At 70.4% G+C, this 17,510-nt stretch carries 17 protein-coding genes; 8 read left to right on the top strand and 9 right to left on the bottom strand.

What is annotated here, in order from left to right; all coding sequences use genetic code 11:
- Positions 1-2: 2 nt before the first annotated feature.
- Genes K0817_RS00515 through paaA form a run of 6 tightly spaced genes read right to left on the bottom strand, consistent with a single transcriptional unit; the run spans position 3 to position 4,582 of the window.
- The gene (locus K0817_RS00515; protein WP_219978378.1) at positions 3-764 is read right to left on the bottom strand and encodes an enoyl-CoA hydratase/isomerase family protein; all 762 of its coding nucleotides are present in this window, start codon (positions 762-764) and stop codon (positions 3-5) included.
- 19 nt (positions 765-783) lie between these two features.
- Positions 784-1,950, bottom strand: a complete 1,167-nt coding sequence (gene paaE / locus K0817_RS00520) for a 1,2-phenylacetyl-CoA epoxidase subunit PaaE (protein WP_219978379.1) — start codon at positions 1,948-1,950, stop codon at positions 784-786.
- Complete coding sequence (gene paaD, locus K0817_RS00525) at positions 1,950-2,450, bottom strand: 1,2-phenylacetyl-CoA epoxidase subunit PaaD (RefSeq protein ID WP_219978440.1); 501 nt, start codon at positions 2,448-2,450, stop codon at positions 1,950-1,952. Before paaD ends, paaE begins: the two co-directional genes overlap by 1 nt.
- 11 nt (positions 2,451-2,461) lie before the next feature.
- Positions 2,462-3,283: a 1,2-phenylacetyl-CoA epoxidase subunit PaaC gene (gene paaC / locus K0817_RS00530; protein ID WP_219978380.1), complete on the bottom strand. Its 822-nt coding sequence runs from the start codon at positions 3,281-3,283 to the stop codon at positions 2,462-2,464.
- A gap of 7 nt (positions 3,284-3,290) precedes the next feature.
- A complete protein-coding gene (gene paaB, locus K0817_RS00535; protein WP_219978381.1) occupies positions 3,291-3,596 on the bottom strand; it encodes a 1,2-phenylacetyl-CoA epoxidase subunit PaaB in 306 nt (101 codons plus the stop codon).
- The gene (gene paaA / locus K0817_RS00540; RefSeq protein ID WP_219978382.1) at positions 3,593-4,582 is read right to left on the bottom strand and encodes a 1,2-phenylacetyl-CoA epoxidase subunit PaaA; all 990 of its coding nucleotides are present in this window, start codon (positions 4,580-4,582) and stop codon (positions 3,593-3,595) included. Before paaA ends, paaB begins: the two co-directional genes overlap by 4 nt.
- Before the next feature lie 54 nt (positions 4,583-4,636).
- Here paaA and K0817_RS00545 point away from each other — a divergent pair, with 54 nt between their 5' ends.
- The gene (locus K0817_RS00545) at positions 4,637-5,275 is read left to right on the top strand and encodes a TetR/AcrR family transcriptional regulator (protein ID WP_219978383.1); all 639 of its coding nucleotides are present in this window, start codon (positions 4,637-4,639) and stop codon (positions 5,273-5,275) included.
- Positions 5,276-5,548: 273 nt separating this feature from the next.
- On the opposite strand, the gene paaZ is transcribed toward K0817_RS00545, so the two are convergent.
- Together paaZ and K0817_RS00555 are read right to left on the bottom strand one after the other, a co-directional pair.
- Positions 5,549-7,657 (bottom strand): phenylacetic acid degradation bifunctional protein PaaZ, encoded by a 2,109-nt coding sequence (gene paaZ, locus K0817_RS00550; RefSeq protein ID WP_219978384.1) that lies wholly within the window; start codon positions 7,655-7,657, stop codon positions 5,549-5,551.
- Positions 7,654-8,400: an enoyl-CoA hydratase/isomerase family protein gene (locus K0817_RS00555; RefSeq protein WP_308211834.1), complete on the bottom strand. Its 747-nt coding sequence runs from the start codon at positions 8,398-8,400 to the stop codon at positions 7,654-7,656. The genes paaZ and K0817_RS00555 overlap by 4 nt, the downstream gene beginning before the upstream one ends.
- Before the next feature lie 113 nt (positions 8,401-8,513).
- Here K0817_RS00555 and paaI point away from each other — a divergent pair, with 113 nt between their 5' ends.
- A complete protein-coding gene (gene paaI / locus K0817_RS00560) occupies positions 8,514-8,930 on the top strand; it encodes a hydroxyphenylacetyl-CoA thioesterase PaaI (RefSeq protein ID WP_219978386.1) in 417 nt (138 codons plus the stop codon).
- Between the two features lie 88 nt (positions 8,931-9,018).
- On the opposite strand, the gene K0817_RS00565 is transcribed toward paaI, so the two are convergent.
- Positions 9,019-10,404 carry an MFS transporter gene (locus K0817_RS00565; RefSeq protein ID WP_219978387.1) on the bottom strand — a complete coding sequence of 462 codons (1,386 nt, stop codon included), beginning with the start codon at positions 10,402-10,404 and terminating at the stop codon, positions 9,019-9,021.
- Positions 10,405-10,533: 129 nt separating this feature from the next.
- On the opposite strand from K0817_RS00565, the gene K0817_RS00570 reads away from it, so the two are divergent.
- The 6 genes from K0817_RS00570 (at position 10,534) to K0817_RS00595 (ending at position 17,452) form a co-directional block, all read left to right on the top strand.
- A complete protein-coding gene (locus K0817_RS00570) occupies positions 10,534-12,144 on the top strand; it encodes a fumarylacetoacetate hydrolase family protein (protein WP_219978388.1) in 1,611 nt (536 codons plus the stop codon).
- Positions 12,141-12,833 (top strand): GntR family transcriptional regulator, encoded by a 693-nt coding sequence (locus tag K0817_RS00575; protein ID WP_219978389.1) that lies wholly within the window; start codon positions 12,141-12,143, stop codon positions 12,831-12,833. Before K0817_RS00570 ends, K0817_RS00575 begins: the two co-directional genes overlap by 4 nt.
- Positions 12,834-12,891: 58 nt before the next feature.
- Positions 12,892-14,454, top strand: a complete 1,563-nt coding sequence (gene hpaE, locus K0817_RS00580; RefSeq protein WP_219978390.1) for a 5-carboxymethyl-2-hydroxymuconate semialdehyde dehydrogenase — start codon at positions 12,892-12,894, stop codon at positions 14,452-14,454.
- Positions 14,455-14,574: 120 nt separating this feature from the next.
- Positions 14,575-15,741, top strand: a complete 1,167-nt coding sequence (hpaD, locus tag K0817_RS00585) for a 3,4-dihydroxyphenylacetate 2,3-dioxygenase (protein ID WP_219978391.1) — start codon at positions 14,575-14,577, stop codon at positions 15,739-15,741.
- 137 nt (positions 15,742-15,878) lie between these two features.
- Positions 15,879-16,664, top strand: coding sequence for a 2-keto-4-pentenoate hydratase (locus tag K0817_RS00590; protein ID WP_219978392.1), 786 nt, complete (start codon positions 15,879-15,881; stop codon positions 16,662-16,664).
- A complete protein-coding gene (locus K0817_RS00595; protein ID WP_219978393.1) occupies positions 16,649-17,452 on the top strand; it encodes an HpcH/HpaI aldolase/citrate lyase family protein in 804 nt (267 codons plus the stop codon). The genes K0817_RS00590 and K0817_RS00595 overlap by 16 nt, the downstream gene beginning before the upstream one ends.
- Positions 17,453-17,510: the final 58 nt, after the last annotated feature.

The following is a 17,510-nucleotide window of genomic DNA, read 5'->3' on the forward strand; positions in this document are numbered from 1 at the left end:
AGCTACTCCCCGCGGAACTCGGGTGACCGCTTCTGCTGGAACGCGGCGAATCCCTCGCGGTAGTCGGCGGTGGCGCGCAGCGCCTCCTGTCCGCGGGACTCTTCGGCCACGGCATCCCACAGCCGTTCGCCACGCATGCGTGCAATGAGGCGCTTCGATGCGAGGAAGGCCGCCGTGGGGCCGGATGCCGCGCGCCGAGCACGCTCGCGGGTGAACTCCAGCAGCTCGGCCGCGGGCATCGCACGGCTGAACAGTCCCGCGGCGACGGCATCGGCGCCGTTGAGCAGATCGCCGGTGAAGATGAGATCGAGCGCGCGGTGGGCGCCGAGCCGCTCGTACAGCAGGGCATGGCCGCCGGAATCCAGCAGCGCTCCGAGATTCGCGAACGGCGATCCCACCTTCGCGGTGTCGGCGACGTACACGACGTCGGTGGCGATGGCGAGCCCGAGCCCCACCCCGAGGCACGCGCCGTGGACGGCCGCGAAGGTCGGCGCCGGAAACGCGGCGATGCGCCGCATGAGCCGCTCGACCGCGCCGAGGTATCCGGGAACGTCGTCCGTCTCGGGGTCGACACCGGCGATGTCGCGCCCGGCGCAGAAGGCGCGGCCCTCGCCGCGCAGCACGAGCGCACGGACGCCGGATGCCTCCGCGTCGGCGTAGGCGGCATCCATCTCCTGCAGCGCGTCGAGCGAGAGGGCGTTGAGCTTCTCGGGCGCACTCAGGGTGATCTCGGCGACAGCATGGTCGATGGCGAGGTCGATCACGGACGGCTTCCTTTCGACTTCACGCATCCCAGTCGACGCTGACCGCGTCGCTGGTGGGCACGGACTGGCAGGTGAGGATGAGGCCGCGGGCGAGCTCGTCGGGCTCGAGCGCGTGGTTCTGCGCCATGTCGACAGTGCCCTCACGCAGTACGGCACGGCACGTGCCGCACACACCGCCGGCGCACGCGAAGGGCACGTCGCCGCGGGTGCGCAACGCCGCCGCGAGGATCGTCTCGCCTGCGGACACCGGAGTCGTCACGGTGCCGGACGTTCCGTCGAGGCGGAAAGAGATCGTGCGCACCGGCTCGCCCGGAGTCACCTCGACGGGCGGCGGCTTGGGTCCGGCGTGCTCGTCGCGGCCCGTCGAGAAGAGCTCGACGCGAATCGCGGATGCCTCGACCCCGAGTCGCAGCAGCACCGCCCGCGCGCGCTCGACCAGTTCGAACGGTCCACACAGGAACCATTCGTCGACGGTCTCGGGTCGCAGCACCCGGGTGAGAAGTGTCTCCAGGCGCCTCTCGTCGAGGCGCCCCGAGAAGAGGTCGGCGGGACGACGCTCGCGCGTCAGCACGTGGTGCAGGGCGAGCCGTGCCGGATACCGGTCTTTGAGGTCGGCGAGCTCGTCGAGGAACATCGCGTCGACCGCCGTGCGGTTGGAGTACACGAGGTCGAACGTGTCGTCGGGGCGCTCGCCGAGGTGGTGCTCGATGAGCGCCATGATGGGAGTGATCCCCGAGCCGGCCGCTATCGCGGCGAATCGTGCCGGCCGATCGTAGCGACCGTGCGGGGTGAAATGGCCGTCGGGGCTCATCACCTCGATGACGTCCCCGGCCTTCAGGTGTTCCAGGGCCCAGGTCGAGAAGGCGCCCCCGCGCTCGCGCTTGATCGCGACGTTGAGCGTGCCCGGTGCCGCAGCGCCGCCGGCGGGGGCGCGGCACAGCGAGTAGCTGCGCCGCACTTCGGCGCCGTCGAGCGTCATCCGCAGCGCGATGTGCTGCCCGGGACGGTAGTCGAACGCGTCCGCCAGCGCGGCCGGGATCTCGAAGCCGACCTCGATCGCGTCGGCCGTGAGGGAGCGCACCGATTCCACGGTCAGTGGATGGAAGGCGGCCCGACGCCGACCCGAGGGCGGTGCCGCGTCGTCCGGCGCGCTCACGGCGGTCGGAGAAGTCGTCGCGGCCGTCATCACAGCTCCTTGAAACGGTCGAACGGCTCACCGCAGGATCGGCACTGCCACAGCGCTTTGCACGAAGTGGAGCCGTAGCGCGAGAGCTCACGGGTGTGCAGCGAGCCGCACTGCGGGCACCGGATGCCGAGACCGAGGGCCACCGTGCCGTCCGCGCCGCGCGGCCGGGGTGGCGCGATCCCGAACTCCTCGAGCTTGCGGCGGCCTTCGGCGCTCATCCAGTCGGTCGTCCACGCGGGGCTGAGCGTCACTTCCACCCGTGCGTCGCGACCGCGGGAAGCGAGCGCGGCGACGATGTCGGCGCGCAGCGCCTCGATGGCGGGGCAGCCCGAGTACGTCGGGGTGATCTGCACCACTGCGACGTCGCCGTCGAGGCTGACACCGCGGAGCATGCCGAGGTCTTCGATGGTCAGCACGGGCAGTTCCGGGTCGACGACGGTGGCCGCGGCATCCCACACCTCCGCCAGCTCAGGATCGACGGGGCGCGGGCGGGCCTGCATCTCGAGGGTGCTCACCACGTCGCCCCCGGGTGTGCGCGCGCGAGAATCTGCATCTCGCCGAGGAGCCGGCCGAACTGCTCGGAGTGCCGTCCCTCGCGGCCGCCGCCGCGCGCGAAGGGCGCCTCCGGCACGGCGAGGCCGGCATCTTCGAGCACCGCCGTCACGCCCGCGAGCACCTCGTCGCGCAAGGACTCGGGTGCGACCGCGATGCCGTCGAGGCCCGCCGTCGCGGGATCGGGGTCGAACAGCTCGCCCACGAAGGGCCAGAGCTCGGCGAGCGCGCGGGTCATGCGGGCGTGCGACTCGTCGGTGCCGAGACCGAGGCGCAACGTCCACAGCGTCGCGTGCTCGGCGTGGTAGGCGACCTCTTTGACGGCTTTGGCTGCGATGGCGGCCATCGTGGGGTCAGCCGAGCCGGCGAGCCGGCGATACAGCGCGCCGAAGTACAGTGACGCGACGAGCTGGCGCAGGATCGCGAATCCGAAGTCGAGCCCGCCATCCCCGTTCGGCAGCTCGAACAGCCAGCGGCTGCGGAACTCCGGCTCGTCGCGGAAGTACGCCAGGTCGTCCTCGGTCTTCCCCCACGCCGAGCCGGCGTACGTGAGGAAGCCGCGCGCGTGCCCGAGCAGATCGAGCCCGATGTTGCCGAGAGCGACATCCTCCTCGAGTTCCGGCGCGTTCGCGATCCACTCCCCCAGACGCTGCGCCAGCACGAGCGCGTCGTCACCGAGCCCCAGCGCATAGCGAGCGACGGCATCCGTCGCCGGTTTCGCGGAAGCGGCGATCGCCTCGGCCGGGGTGTGGGGCTGCAGCAGAGACAGACGGTCGGTCATCGCGGCCTCACAGGTGCGGCACGTCGGCCGAGGCCGTGTACGCGGTCGGGTAGCGGTAGTCCTTGCCCTGTGGGGACTCGAAGAACGCGCCGCGGGCGTCGGGATCGGATGCCGCGATCGCTGTCGACGGAACGACCCAGATCGACACCCCCTCGCCGCGTCGCGTGTACAGGTCGCGCGCGTTGTGCAGCGCGAGCTGCGCGTCGGGCGCGTGCAGCGACCCCGCGTGGACGTGCGACAGCCCGCGCGAGGAACGCACGAACACCTCCCACAGGGGCCAGGTCTCGGGCGCGGAGGCACCCGGCGCGGTCATGACGCCACCTTCTCTCGCCCTGCTCGCTGTTCTTGGGCTGACCACTGCTTCTCGGCGTAGGCGCGTGCGGCCTCGCGCACCCACGCACCGTCCTCGTGCGCGCGGCGGCGCTTGGCGATGCGGATGCTGTTGGCCTGACCTCGACCGGCCAGCACTTCGCGGAACTCGTCCCAGTCGAGGTCGCCGTAATCCCAGTGTCCGCGCTCTTCGTTCCAGCGCAGGTCGGGGTCGGGCAGGGTCACGCCGAGGATCTCGGCCTGGGGCACGATCATGTCGACGAACCGCTGGCGGAGCTCGTCGTTGGAGAAGCGCTTGATGTTCCATGCCATCGACTGCGCGGAGTTCGGCGAGGCGTCATCGGGAGGCCCGAACATCATGAGCGCGGGCGCGTACCAGCGGTTCACCGATTCCTGCGCCATCTCGCGCTGGGCCTCGGTGCCGTTCATGAGCGTGAGCAGGATCTCGAACCCCTGCCGCTGGTGGAACGACTCCTCCTTGCAGATGCGGACCATGGCGCGGGCATACGGTCCATAGGAGGCGCGGCACAGCGGCACCTGGTTGCAGATCGCTGCACCGTCGACGAGCCATCCGATCGAGCCCATGTCGGCCCACGTCGGCGTGAGGTAGTTGAAGATCGACGAGTACTTGGCCCGGCCGGTCAGCAGCTGCTCGTACATCTCCTCGCGCGGCGTGCCGAGGGTCTGAGCGGCGGAGTAGAGGTAGAGCCCGTGACCGGCCTCGTCCTGCACCTTCGCCATGAGGATCGCCTTGCGCTGCAGGCTCGGTGCGCGCGTGATCCAGTTGCCCTCGGGCTGCATGCCGATGATCTCGGAGTGCGCGTGCTGCGAGATCTGCCGCACCAGCGTGCGCCGATACTCGTCGGGCATCCAATCGGCGGGCTCGACCTTCTGGTCGGCCGCGATGAGCTCCTCGAAACGCGCGGGGCCGGCCTCGTCGAGTTCGGGGGCTGGTGTCGCCATGGTCATGCGCGCCTCCTTGCGCTACTTACCGTTCGTTCAGTAATGCTACTCTTGCGTTCCATGACAGGCAACACGGCGGCTGCCGATGCGACGACGTTCCGCAAGGGGAACGGCCGCACCGATCGGGCGCCGTACGACCTCGGCACCGTGCTCGACATCGCCGTCGCGACGTTCAACGAGCGGGGATACGAGGCCACCTCGATCAGCGTGCTCGCCGAGCGTCTCGGTACCAGCAAGTCCGCGCTGTACTACCACGTCAGCGGCAAGGAGGAGCTCCTGCAGCGAGCGCTCGACAGAGCCCTGGGCGAGCTCGAAGCGGTGCTCGAGGCATCCGGCGCCGACGATCGCCGTGGGAATGCCGCCGACCGCCTGGAGTTCGTGCTGCGCGGGGCCGTGCGCGTGCTCGTCGCCGAGCTGCCGTACGTCACGCTCCTGCTGCGGGTGCGCGGCAACACCGACATCGAGCGCGACGCGCTGCGCCGCCGCCGCGAGTTCGACCATCGCGTGTCGCAGCTCGTCGAAGCCGCGCACGCCGAGGGCTCGCTGCGCGCCGACCTCGACCCGGGCACAACCTCGCGCCTGCTGTTCGGCATGATCAACTCGATCGTCGAGTGGTACCGGCCCGGAGGGCCGATGGATGCCGATGCCCTCGCGGACGCCACCGTCTCGGTCGCCCTCGACGGCCTCCGCGCCCGCTGACCCCGGACTCGGCGCCCCGGCTCTCGTCCCCCGTCGCCGCCGACACTCCGCCGACCTTGTCGCTTCTGCGCCGACCTTGTCGTTTCGCCACCGACCTTGCCGACATGCTCGGCGCGAAACCGACATGCTCGGCGCGAGAGGGACATGCTCGGCGCGAAACCGACATGCTCGGCGCGGGAGGGACATGCTCAGTGCGAAACCGACATGCTCGGCGCGAGAGGGACATGCTCGCCGCGAAACCGACATGCTCGGCGCGGGAGGGACCGGCGGGAGCTAGGCCTTCGCGACCAGAGTCAGCACGTCGTACGTCGCCACCACCTCGTCGCGCTGATTCACCAGGACGGCGTCCCAGCGCACCTCGCCGTACTCCTCGCTCTCGCGCGGGCTGATCTGCTTCGCGGTGAGGGTCACCCGCACCTCGTCACCCGGTGACACGGGCGTCACGAACCGCAGGTTCTCGAGACCGTAGTTGGCGAGGACCGGCCCCGGATCGGGGTCGACGAACAGCCCCGCAGCCCATGACAGCAGCAGGTATCCGTGCGCCACCCTGCCCGGGAAGAACGGGTTGGCCGCAGCGGCATCCTCGTCCATGTGGGCGTAGAAGGTGTCACCCGTGAACTCGGCGAAGTGCTCGATGTCGTCGAGTGTCACCGGCCGCGGCGACGAGACCACCCGGTCGCCGACACGCAGCTGCGCCAGCGGCTTGCGGAAGGGATGGATGCCGTCATCCGTCGTCGCCCCCGTGCGCCACTGCCCGGTCAGTCGCGTGAGCACCTCAGGCGATCCCTGCAGGGCCGTTCGCCGCATGTAGTGCAGCACCGAACGCATGCCTCCGAGCTCTTCGCCGCCGCCGGCACGGCCCGGACCGCCGTGCACGAGATGCGGCACCGGAGAGCCGTGCCCGGTCGACGTGCGCGCGACCGAGCCGTCGAGCACGAGCACGCGCCCGTGCCACGGCGAGATGCCCGCGACGAGGGTGCCGACCACGCCCGGATCGGCCGAGCACACGGTCGCCACGAGCGACCCGCCTCCGAGGTTCGCCAGCCGCACGGCGTCGTCGAGGTCGCGATAGCCGAGCACCGATGCGACGGGTCCGAACGCCTCGATGTCGTGGACCGCCGGGGCCGAGGCATCCCGGAACCGCAGCAGGATCGGCTCCACGAAGGCCCCCTCGCCGGCACCGGCACCCACCACCTCGGGGTCGTCGAGCGAACCCACCACGATCTCGCCGCCGCCCGCCACGAGATCCATCACCCGGGCGCGCACCTCGTCGCGCTGCGCGAGGCTCGCGAGCGGACCCATCGTCACGCCTTCGGCACGCGGATCGCCCAGTACGACCTTCGCGGCGAGCCGGTCGCGTACCGCCTCGACGACATCGTCGACGGATGCCTCGGACACGAGCACGCGCCGGATCGCCGTGCACTTCTGCCCGGCCTTGGCCGTCATCTCGGTCACGACGGAGGCCACGAACGCGTCGAACTCGGCCGTGCCGCGGACCGCGTCGGGACCGAGGATCGCCGCGTTGACGGAGTCGGCCTCAGTCGTGAGCGACACACCCCGGACCACGACGGCGTCGTCGCGGCGCAGCATCCGTCCCGTCGATGCCGACCCGGTGAAGCCGACCGCGTCGCGCGCGTCGAGGAGATCGAGGAACCCGTGCGCCGATCCGACCACGAGCTGCAGCGACCCTTCGGGCAGCAGGCCGGAGCCGACCATCACCCGCACGGCCGCTTCGGTGAGGTATGCCGTCGGCGTTGCCGGCTTGACGATCGTCGGCACTCCCGCGAGGAAGGCGGGGGCGAACTTCTCGAGCATGCCCCACACCGGGAAGTTGAAGGCGTTGACCTGGAACGCGACGCCGGGCAGGCGGGACCACAGGTGCTGACCGCCGAAACTGCCGTCGCGCGCGAGTCCTTCGGGGGCACCGTCGACGAGCGTCGTGGCGTTGGGGAGTTCGCGGCGACCCTTCGAGCCGTAGGTGAAGAGCACGCCGATACCGCCGTCGACGTCGATCATGCCGTCACGCGCGGTCGCCCCGGTCTGCGCGCTGATCGCGTAGAGGTCGTCCTTCGCCGCGGTGAGGGACTGCGCGAGCGCCTTGAGGATGAGAGCCCGGCGGTGGAACGGCAGGTCGCCGAGGGATGCCTGCCCCACCGTGCGTGCGTGCTCGACGGCGACCGCGAGGTCGGGGGCTCCCCCCACGCGGGCGACGGGGGCTCCTGTCGAGGCGTCCTGGAGGAGCGTCGTGCGGTTCGCGTCGGGCGCCCGCCACGCGCCGGCGATGTACGACTCGAGCAGCGGAGCCTCGGTGCCGTGGTCGTGCTCGGCGATCGCGGATTCGGGGCCGGGCGTCTCGGCGCCGATGGGGGTTTCGAGGGTCATGAGTTCTTCCTCTCCAGCCGCTGGTCAAGCCACGCGGTCATGCGTTCGTGCTTCGCGGGCAAGCCGAAGCACTCCGCCTGCGCGGCATCGGCGGCGGCCCGCGGGTCGTCGGTCGGGTCGTCGATCAGTCGTTTCGTGTGCCGGATCGCGAGCGCGTCGCGCGCTGCGATGCGGTCGGCCAGCGCGTCGGCGGCGGCGGCGAGCGCGGCGGGCGGATGCACCGCCACGACGAGTCCGGCGGCGAGCGCCTCACCCGCTTGCAGGATGCGGCCGGCCAGCAGCATCTCCTTCGCGAGCGGCTCGCCCACGAGCCGCGGCAGCCGCCACGTGGCACCCGCCGCGGGCACGATGCCCAGCGAGGGCTCCGGGCTGCCGAAGCGAGCCCGGTCGCTCACGATGCGGAGGTCGGCGGCGTAGGCGAGCTCGGCCCCGCCGCCGAGCGCCCACCCGTCGACCACGGCGATCACGGGCATGGGCAGCCGGGCGATGCGGTCGAACAGGCGCGAGTTGATGCCCTCGAGGGCGTCGGCGGGCGTGCGGTCGCGCAGCTCGGCGATATCGGCGCCGCCGGCGAACACGCCGTCACCGCCGGCGATGAGCAGGATCCGGGGGTCGCTCTCGAGCTCGTCGCACACGGCGTGCAGCGCGTCGACCATGGCCCGGTCGATCGCGTTGCGCGCGTCGGGGCGGTGCAGCCGCACCCAGACCCGGTCGGCCCGGTTCTCGCGCAGGATCGTCGGCATCGGCATCCGTTCGTCATCGTCGACCGCGAGCGTCGTGGATTACTGAACGCTCGTTCTGTACGATGATCGCACAGCGCCGCGGGCGGCTCAACGCCGGGCGGAGAGGAACGGGCATGGACGATGTCTACGCGACCGCGCACGGGCGCCGCATGATCGAGGCGGATGCCGCATCCGCCGCACTCGGCATGCGCGTGCTGCGCGCCGAGCCGGGCCGGGCGGTGGTCCGCATGACGGTGAGCGGCGAAATGCTCAACGGGTTCGCGGTTGCCCATGGGGGGCTCGTGTTCGCCCTCGCCGACACCGCTCTCGCTTTGGCGTGCAACGAGACGGATGCCGTCACCCTGGTCGCGGGCGCCGACATCGCCTTCCTCTCCCCCGCGCGCGCGGGGGACGAGCTCGAGGCCGTGGCCGAGCGCCGGACGGTCGAGGGCCGGTCGGGGCTCTACGACGTCCGGGTCTCAACCGCCGATGGGCGCGTCATCGCCGAGGTGCGGGGCCGCACCCGCACGACCGGCATGCCACGGCCCTGAGCCTCCGCGCGCCCTCCCGCCGCCCGGCCGGCCTCACGACACCCGACGACCCGCGACCCCGCCCGACGGCGAGAACACCGGCGGCGATTCAGGCCTTCGACAGTCCGTAGATCGGGCTCAACGACTGCTCGGCCTCGTGGTCGGGGCCGAGCGGGATGCCGCTGCGGTCGCGCAGCAGCAGTGTCCCGATGAGCCCCAGCATCACCATCCCCGACAGGTACCACGTCACCGAATCGGTGGAGCCGGTCGCCTGCACGAGTGCCTGGGCGATGGTCGGCGCGAACGCGCCACCCAGGATCGCTCCGATCGCGTACGAGATCGAGACGCCCGAGAAGCGCACCGACGCCGGGAAGAGCTCGGTGTACAGCGCCGCCTGCGGGCCGTAGGTGAAGCCGAGCCCCACGGTGAGGAGCACCAGGCCGAGCGTCAGGAGCCACATGTCGGCAGTGTTCACCAGGGGAAACAGCGCCAGGACTCCGGCCAGCAGCGCGATCCAGCCGATGATGTACGTCGTGCGGCGCCCGATGAGGTCGGACAGCCAGCCGCCGACCCACGTGAAGACGAGCCACGAGACAGCGGCGATCGACACGGCACCGAGCACCGGCGCTGTCTCGAGACGGAGTGCGCCCTCGGGATCCGTCGCGTAACGCTGGATGTAGCCACCGGTCGTCATGTACCCGACGGCGTTGTTGCCGGCGAAGACGAGCGCGGCGACGAAGACGAGCAGGGCGTGCTTGCGGAACAGCTGCACGACCGGCATCCGCGTCTGCTCCTTGCGCTGGGCGATCTCGGTGAAGACCGGGCTCTCCTCCACGCGGCGGCGCACGTAGTAGCCGACGAAGATCAGCACGACCGAGAACAGGAACGGAACACGCCAGCCCCATTCGAGGAACGCATCACCCGGCGCGATGACCGCCATGATGGCCATGGCACCCGAGGCCAGGAGCATGCCGATGGGGACGCCGATCTGCGGTGACGCGCCGAACAGGCCTCGGCGGGTCTTCGGCGCGTGCTCGACCGCCATCAGGACGGCCCCGCCCCACTCGCCTCCCGCCGAGATCCCCTGCAGGATGCGCAGGAAGATCAGCAGGATCGGGGCCGCGATGCCGATGGCGGCGTAGGTCGGCAGCAGGCCGACGAGGGTGGTGGCGGCACCCATAAGGATGAGCGTCCACATCAGCACGACGCGTCGGCCGTACTTGTCGCCGAAGTGCCCGGCCAGGAATGCGCCGAGCGGGCGGAACAGGAAGCTGATGCCGACGGTGATGAAGGAGAGAATCTGCGCGAACTGGGCGCCCGCGGGCGCGAAGAACAGCTGCGCGAACACGAGGCCGGCCGCGAAGGCGTAGATGAAGAAGTCGTACCACTCGACGGTGGTGCCGACGACCGTGGCGAACACGACGCGGCGTCGATCTGTCGCCGAGCTGATGGTGCCCGTGGGCGTGAGCGCGGGGCCGGGCTGCGATGTGCTCATGAGGTGACTCCTGTGTCTGTGCGTGACGTCGTCGTCTGCGGCAGGCGGTTCGGGATTGCTTGCCGGAACGTGGACGATCATATACGATTTCGGATACGACGCAACAGGTCGATGGAGTGAGGGAGCTCAATGGACGACAGGACGAATGCCACAGCCCCGTCCGGCACCGGATCCTCGAGCGACCCTCGGTTCGCGGCCCTCCCCGGCCGTCCGGGCAAGATCGTGGCGATCCACCTCAGTTATGCGTCGCGAGCGGATCAACGCGGACGCCGGCCGCAGCATCCGTCGTACTTCTTCAAGCCGTCGAGCTCGGTCGCCGTCTCGGGTGGCACGATCGAACGGCCGGCCGGCACCGAACTGCTCGCCTTCGAGGGCGAGATCGCACTCGTGATCGGCGCGTCGGCGCGCCGGGTCGGTCTGGCCGAGGCGTGGTCGCACGTGGCCGCCGTCACTGCCGCCGACGACTTCGGACTGTACGACCTGCGCGCGAACGACAAGGGCTCGAACGTGCGGTCCAAGGGACGCGATGGCTACACGCCCATCGGTCCGGCGCTCATCGACGCCCGAGCGGTCGACCCGGCCGCGCTGCGGCTGCGCACGTGGCTGAACGGCGACCTCGTGCAGGACGACACCTCGGCCGGCATGATCTTCCCGCTCGAGCAGCTCGTCGCCGACCTGTCGCAGCACTTCACCCTCGAGCCCGGCGACGTGATCCTCACCGGCACCCCTGCCGGCTCGTCGGTCGCCGTGCCCGGTGATGTGGTCGAGGTCGAGGTGTCGGTCGATGGCGGACCGACCTCGGGCCGGCTGATCACCACCGTGGTGCAGGGCGAGGCGCCGTTCGATGCCGACCTGGGCTCCCTCCCCGCGATCGACGACCTGCAGCGTGCCGAGGCGTGGGGCTCGCGCGAGGCCGCGGGCCTGCCGCCCGAGGGTGCCACCGCATCAGGTGATCTCACCGACGTAGGAGGAAACTCCTCGGATTCTCCTGCTGCCGTGACATCACCTGATTTCGCACCGGGCCTCTCGCCCGAGCTGCGCGCCAAGCTCGAGGCCGCGCCCGTGGCCGGGCTGTCGGCGCAACTGCGCAAGCGCGGGCTGAACAACGTGCACATCGACGGCGTCTCGCCGCTGCATCTCTCGCCCCGGCACGATGCCCCCAAGCTCGTCGGCACCGCGCGCACGCTGCGGTTCGTGCCGAACCGCGAAGACCTGTTCGCGTCGCACGGCGGCGGCTACAACGCGCAGAAGCGTGCGTTCGACGCCGTGGATGAAGGCGAGGTGCTTGTGATCGAGGCGCGCGGCGAGTCGGGGTCGGGCACGCTCGGCGACGTCCTCGCGATACGGGCGCACGCGCGCGGTGCCGCCGGCATCGTGACCGACGGGGGCGTGCGGGATGCCGCAGCCGTCGCCGCCGTCGGCATTCCGGTGTACTCCGCCGGCGCCCACCCCGCCGTGCTCGGACGCAAGCACGTGCCGTGGGATGCCGACATCGCGGTGGCCTGCGGCGGTGCGACCGTGCTGCCCGGCGACATCATCGTGGGTGACGCCGACGGCGTCATCGTGATCCCACGCACGATCGCCGAGGAGGTCGCCGACGCAGCGCTCGCGCAGGAAGACGAAGACGCCTGGATCGCCGCGCGCGTCGCGGAGGGGCATCCCGTCGACGGTCTCTTCCCCATGAACGTGCAGTGGCGCGAGCGATTCGACGCCGATCGCCTGGGAGAGGAGTCGCGATGAATGCCGCGCTTCCCGACACGACGCAGAGCAAGTCGCAGCAGGCATACCACTGGATCAAGGAGCGCATCGCGCGGCAGGAGTACACCCCGGGCTACCGGCTGGTGCTCGGCGCGATCGCCGGCGATCTCGACATGAGCGTCGTGCCGGTGCGCGAGGCGATCCGCCAGCTCGAAGCCGAGGGACTGGTGACGTTCGAGCGCAACGTCGGCGCGCGGGTGTCGATGGTCGACGACTCGCAGTACCGCCTCAGCATGCAGGCACTGTCGATTCTCGAGGGCGCCGCGACCGCACTCGCGGCGCGCCGGCTGACGGTCGACGACATCCGCGAGGCCCGGCGCATCAACGACCGGATGATCGAGACGCTCGAGCACTTCGACCCGCGCGCCTTCACGTCGCTGAACCAGGAATTCCACGCGGCGCTGTTCACGAAGTGCGCGAATCCGCGCATGCTCGAGCTCGTCAACGCCGAGTGGGCGCGGCTCGGGCACCTGCGCGACTCGACGTTCAGCTTCGTTCCCGGCCGCGCCGCCGAGTCCGTGCGCGAGCACGAGAACATCGTGCGGCTCATCGAGTCCGGCGCGCCGCTCGGCGAGATCGAGAAGGCCGCCAGGCGCCACCGCTCGGCCACCCTCGACGCCTACATGATCCACGAACACCCCGACGAGGCGCTGGGCCTGCCGGCGTTCTGATCGTTCCCGGATGCCGGGCGCCCAGCATCCGTCCCGCCCTCCCGTGAAGGAGCAACCCATGACCGACACCACCGCAGCACTGGATACCCGCCATGTGCCCGACGGGCTTCCCGACCACATCCAGCACTACATCGACGGCGCATTCGTCGACTCCGCCGACGGCGACACCTTCGACGTGCTCGACCCCGTCACGAACGAGACCTACGTGCACGCGGCCGCCGGCAAGAAGGCCGACATCGACCGGGCCGTCGCCTCAGCGCGGCGCGCGTTCACCGAGGGGCCGTGGCCCCGGATGCTGCCGCGCGAGCGCTCGCGGATCCTCCACCGCATCGCCGACATCGTCGAGTCGCGCGACGCCCGGCTCGCCGAGCTGGAGTCGTACGACTCCGGCCTGCCGATCACGCAGGCGCTCGGCCAGGCGCGGCGCGCGGCCGAGAACTTCCGCTTCTTCGCGGATCTGATCGTGGCGCAGGCCGACGACGCCTACAAGGTGCCGGGCCGCCAGATGAACTACGTCAACCGCAAGCCGATCGGCGTCGCCGGCCTCATCACGCCGTGGAACACGCCGTTCATGCTCGAATCGTGGAAGCTCGGCCCGGCGCTGGCGACCGGCAACACGGTCGTGCTCAAGCCCGCGGAGTTCACGCCGCTTTCGGCCTCGCTGTGGGCGGGCATCTTCGAGGAGGCAGGGCTGCCGCAGGGCGTCTTCAACCTCGTCAACGGACTCGGTGAGGATGCCGGCGACGCGCTGGTGAAGCATCCAGAGGTCCCGCTCATCTCGTTCACGGGAGAGAGCCGCACCGGCCAGATCATCTTCGCAAACGCCGCGCCCTTCCTGAAGGGCCTGTCGATGGAGCTCGGCGGCAAGTCGCCGGCCGTCGTCTTCGCCGACGCCGACCTCGATGCCGCAATCGACGCGACCATCTTCGGCGTGTTCTCGCTCAACGGCGAGCGCTGCACCGCCGGGTCGCGCATCCTCGTCGAGCGCTCGGTCTACGACGAGTTCGTGGAGCGATACGCAGCCCAGGCCGGCCGGGTGGTCGTGGGCTATCCGCACGACCCGAAGACCGAGGTGGGCGCGCTGGTGCACCCCGAGCACTACGACAAGGTGATGTCGTACATCGAGATCGGCAAGACCGAGGCGCGGCTGGTCGCCGGAGGCGGCCGCCCCGACGGGTTCGAGACCGGCAACTTCGTGCGTCCGACGGTGTTCGCCGACGTCGCCCCGCAGGCCCGGATCTTCCAGGAGGAGATCTTCGGCCCCGTCGTCGCGATCACCCCGTTCGACACCGACGAAGAGGCGCTCGCGCTCGCCAACGGCGTCAAGTACGGCCTCGCCGCCTACGTCTGGACGAACGACCTCAGACGTGCCCACAACTTCTCGCAGGCGATCGAGGCGGGCATGGTGTGGCTCAACTCCAACAACGTGCGCGACCTGCGCACTCCGTTCGGAGGAGTCAAAGCCTCGGGCCTCGGGCACGAGGGCGGCTACCGCTCGATCGACTTCTACACCGACCAGCAGGCCGTGCACATCACGCTCGGCCCCGCCCACAACCCGACGTTCGGCAAGGCGGATGCCACCGCCGAGCAGAGCGACGCCGCGACGAAGCTGCAGGCCTGAGCCGCGGCATCCGTCATTTCCTCGGCGAACCGTCGCAAACGGCCCTCGCCACGCCGCCGGCCCGACCATATGCGCCGGCTCGGCACCCCGACGAAGAGACACGAGACGCAAGGACGCGAAATGACCGACCGCAAAGACATGACCCTCACCTCCTCGGGCTTCTACGTCAGCCAAGAGGCACCCATCCGCGCCGCCGATCCGGTGCCGACGCCGACCGCGCCCGCCCCCGACATCCTGCGCTGCGCCTACATGGAGCTCGTCGTCACCGACCTCGCGGCTTCCCGCGCGTTCTACGTCGATGTGCTCGACCTCGTCGTGACCGAGGAGGACGAGACCACCGTCTATCTGCGCTCGATGGAGGAGTTCATCCACCACAACCTCGTTCTGCGGCAAGGGCCGGTCGCCGCGGTCGCCGCGTTCTCGTACCGCGTGCGGACTCCGGCGGACCTCGACCGGGCCGTCGCGTTCTACGAAGAGCTCGGGTGCGACGTGCGCCGCAATCGGGAGGGCTTCACGAAGGGCATCGGCGACTCGGTGCGCGTCGTTGATCCGCTGGGCTTCCCGTACGAGTTCTTCCACGACGTCGAGCACGTCGAGCGATTGGCGTGGCGCTACGACCTCTACACGCCCGGCGCGCTGGTGCGGCTCGACCATTTCAACCAGGTCACCCCCGACGTGCCCCGGGCGGTGAACTTCATGCAGAGCCTGGGCTTCCGCGTGACCGAAGACATCCAGGACGAGGCCGGCACCGTCTATGCCGCCTGGATGCGCCGCAAGCCCACCGTGCACGACACGGCGATGACCGGTGGCGACGGTCCGCGCATGCACCACGTCGCGTTCTCGACGCACGAGAAGCACAACATCCTCGCGATCTGCGACAAGCTCGGCGCCCTGCGCCGCTCGGACGCGATCGAGCGCGGTCCCGGCCGCCACGGTGTGTCGAACGCGTTCTACCTCTATCTGCGCGACCCCGACGGACACCGCGTCGAGATCTACACGCAGGACTACTACACCGGCGACCCCGACAACCCGGTCGTCACGTGGGACGTGCACGACAACCAGCGCCGCGACTGGTGGGGCAACCCCGTGGTCCCGTCGTGGTACACCGAGGCATCCCTCGTTCTCGATCTGGACGGCAACCCGCAGCCGGTCGTCGCACGCACCGACGAGTCCGAGATGGCCGTGACGATCGGCGCCGACGGCTTCTCGTACACGCGCCCGGACGAGAAAGCCGAGGAGCTGCCCAGCTGGAAGCAGGGCGAGTACAAGCTCGGCCACCAGCTCTAGCCGGAAGGCGCTGGGCTGAGGTGCCGCATGTCCCGAACTCGGTGGAGCGTGTCCCACATTCGGTCGCTAGCGGGGCTCAGACCGACCGAAAGTGGGACACACAGAATGAATCCGCAGTCAGCGAAGGGGAGAGACGGATGCTGTCACCCGAGGTGATCCGGCAGCTCGCGGACGAGCTCGCCGAAGCCGACCGCGCGCACGGGGTGATTTCCCGCATTACGGCGCGGCACCCAGGCGCGACGGTCGAGGACTCGTACGCGATCCAGGGCGTGTGGCGCGACACGATGCTGGCCTCGGGTCGCCGGCTCGTCGGCCGCAAGATCGGGCTGACGTCCAAGGCGATGCAGCAGGCGACCGGCATCACCGAGCCGGACTACGGCGTGATGTTCGACGACACCGTGTACCACTCCGGTGCCGAGATCCCGGTCGACCGCTTCTCGAACGTGCGCATCGAGGTCGAGCTCGCCTTCGTCCTGAAGTCGCCGCTGGAAGGGCCCGACTGCACCCTCGACGATGCGCTCGCGGCGATCGACTACGCCGTCCCCGCGCTCGAGGTGCTCAACTCGCACATCGAGCTCGAGGGGCGCACGATCGTCGACACCATCGCCGACAACGCCGCGTACGGCGCGATGGTGCTCGGTGACGTGCACAAGCGCCCCGATGAGATCGACCTGCGCTGGGTTCCCGGCGTTCTCGCCCGCAACGGCGAGATCGAAGAGACCGGCGTCGCGGCCGGGGTGCTCGGCCACCCCGCGACGGGTGTCGCGTGGCTGACGAACAAGTTCCACCAGCACGGCGCGCGCCTCGAGGCCGGCGAGATCATCCTCGCCGGATCGTTCACGCGCCCCATGTGGGTGACACGGGGCGATAACGTCAGGTGCGACTACGGACCCATGGGAGTGATCGAATGCCGCTTCGTCTGACGCCGACCTTCCGTACCGCGCTGGCCGAGGCATCCGCCCCGCTCGCAGGAATGTGGGTCTGCTCCGGCTCGCCGCTCGTCGCCGAGATCTGCGCCGGTGCGGGACTGGACTGGCTGCTCATCGACATGGAGCACTCCCCCAACGGACTCGAGTCGGTACTCGCGCAGCTGCAGGCCGTCGCCGCGTACCCCGTCACGCCGGTCGTGCGGGTGCCGATCGGCGACGTCGTGACGATCAAGCAGGTGCTCGACCTCGGAGCCCAGAACCTGCTCGTGCCGATGGTGTCATCCAGGACGGATGCCGAGGCCGCCGTCGCAGCCGTGCGCTATCCGCCGCGGGGCACACGCGGGGTCGGCTCGGCGCTCGCGCGGTCGGCGCGGTGGAACCGCGTCGACGACTACCTCGCCGACTCCGACGCGCACGTATCGCTCTTCGTGCAGATCGAGACCGCCGCGGGCGTCGCGGCGGCCGCCGACATCGCCGCCGTCGACGGCGTGGACGGCGTCTTCGTCGGACCGAGCGACCTCGCCGCGTCGATGGGCCTGCTCGGGCAACAGACCCACCCCGACGTCGTCGCCGCCGCCCTGCGGGTCTTCGACGCCGTGCGGGCAGCCGGCAAGCCGGTGGGCGTGAACGCGTTCGACCCGGCCGCGGCCGACGCGTATCTCGATGCCGGGGCATCCTTCATCCTCGTCGGTGCCGACGTCGCGCTGCTCGCGCGCGGCTCCGAAGCGCTCGCCGCTCGGTTCATCCCCGCCCGACCCGGCGCCGCTCGCGCCTCGTACTGACGCGCCGGCACTGTCGTCAGCATCCGCGGGTTCAGGCGCTCTGGTGCGCACGGAGTGA

The sequence above is a fragment of the Microbacterium sp. HD4P20 genome, assembly GCF_019449275.2.
Taxonomy (GTDB): domain Bacteria; phylum Actinomycetota; class Actinomycetes; order Actinomycetales; family Microbacteriaceae; genus Microbacterium.

Excerpts from the sequence above, each read along its gene's own strand:
- K0817_RS00575 (WP_219978389.1), top strand. The coding sequence starts at position 12,141 with ATGAATGCCGCGCTTCCCGACACGACGCAGAGCAAGTCGCAGCAGGCA.
- paaB (WP_219978381.1), bottom strand. The coding sequence starts at position 3,596 with ATGACCGCGCCGGGTGCCTCCGCGCCCGAGACCTGGCCCCTGTGGGAG.
- K0817_RS00555 (WP_308211834.1), bottom strand. The coding sequence starts at position 8,400 with ATGCCGACGATCCTGCGCGAGAACCGGGCCGACCGGGTCTGGGTGCGG.
- hpaE (WP_219978390.1), top strand. The coding sequence starts at position 12,892 with ATGACCGACACCACCGCAGCACTGGATACCCGCCATGTGCCCGACGGG.
- K0817_RS00565 (WP_219978387.1), bottom strand. The coding sequence starts at position 10,404 with ATGAGCACATCGCAGCCCGGCCCCGCGCTCACGCCCACGGGCACCATC.
- paaE (WP_219978379.1), bottom strand. The coding sequence starts at position 1,950 with ATGACGGCCGCGACGACTTCTCCGACCGCCGTGAGCGCGCCGGACGAC.
- K0817_RS00590 (WP_219978392.1), top strand. The coding sequence starts at position 15,879 with ATGCTGTCACCCGAGGTGATCCGGCAGCTCGCGGACGAGCTCGCCGAA.
- K0817_RS00595 (WP_219978393.1), top strand. The coding sequence starts at position 16,649 with ATGCCGCTTCGTCTGACGCCGACCTTCCGTACCGCGCTGGCCGAGGCA.
- hpaD (WP_219978391.1), top strand. The coding sequence starts at position 14,575 with ATGACCGACCGCAAAGACATGACCCTCACCTCCTCGGGCTTCTACGTC.
- paaC (WP_219978380.1), bottom strand. The coding sequence starts at position 3,283 with ATGACCGACCGTCTGTCTCTGCTGCAGCCCCACACCCCGGCCGAGGCG.
- K0817_RS00545 (WP_219978383.1), top strand. The coding sequence starts at position 4,637 with ATGACAGGCAACACGGCGGCTGCCGATGCGACGACGTTCCGCAAGGGG.
- K0817_RS00570 (WP_219978388.1), top strand. The coding sequence starts at position 10,534 with ATGGACGACAGGACGAATGCCACAGCCCCGTCCGGCACCGGATCCTCG.
- paaI (WP_219978386.1), top strand. The coding sequence starts at position 8,514 with ATGGACGATGTCTACGCGACCGCGCACGGGCGCCGCATGATCGAGGCG.
- paaZ (WP_219978384.1), bottom strand. The coding sequence starts at position 7,657 with ATGACCCTCGAAACCCCCATCGGCGCCGAGACGCCCGGCCCCGAATCC.
- paaA (WP_219978382.1), bottom strand. The coding sequence starts at position 4,582 with ATGACCATGGCGACACCAGCCCCCGAACTCGACGAGGCCGGCCCCGCG.
- paaD (WP_219978440.1), bottom strand. The coding sequence starts at position 2,450 with ATGCAGGCCCGCCCGCGCCCCGTCGATCCTGAGCTGGCGGAGGTGTGG.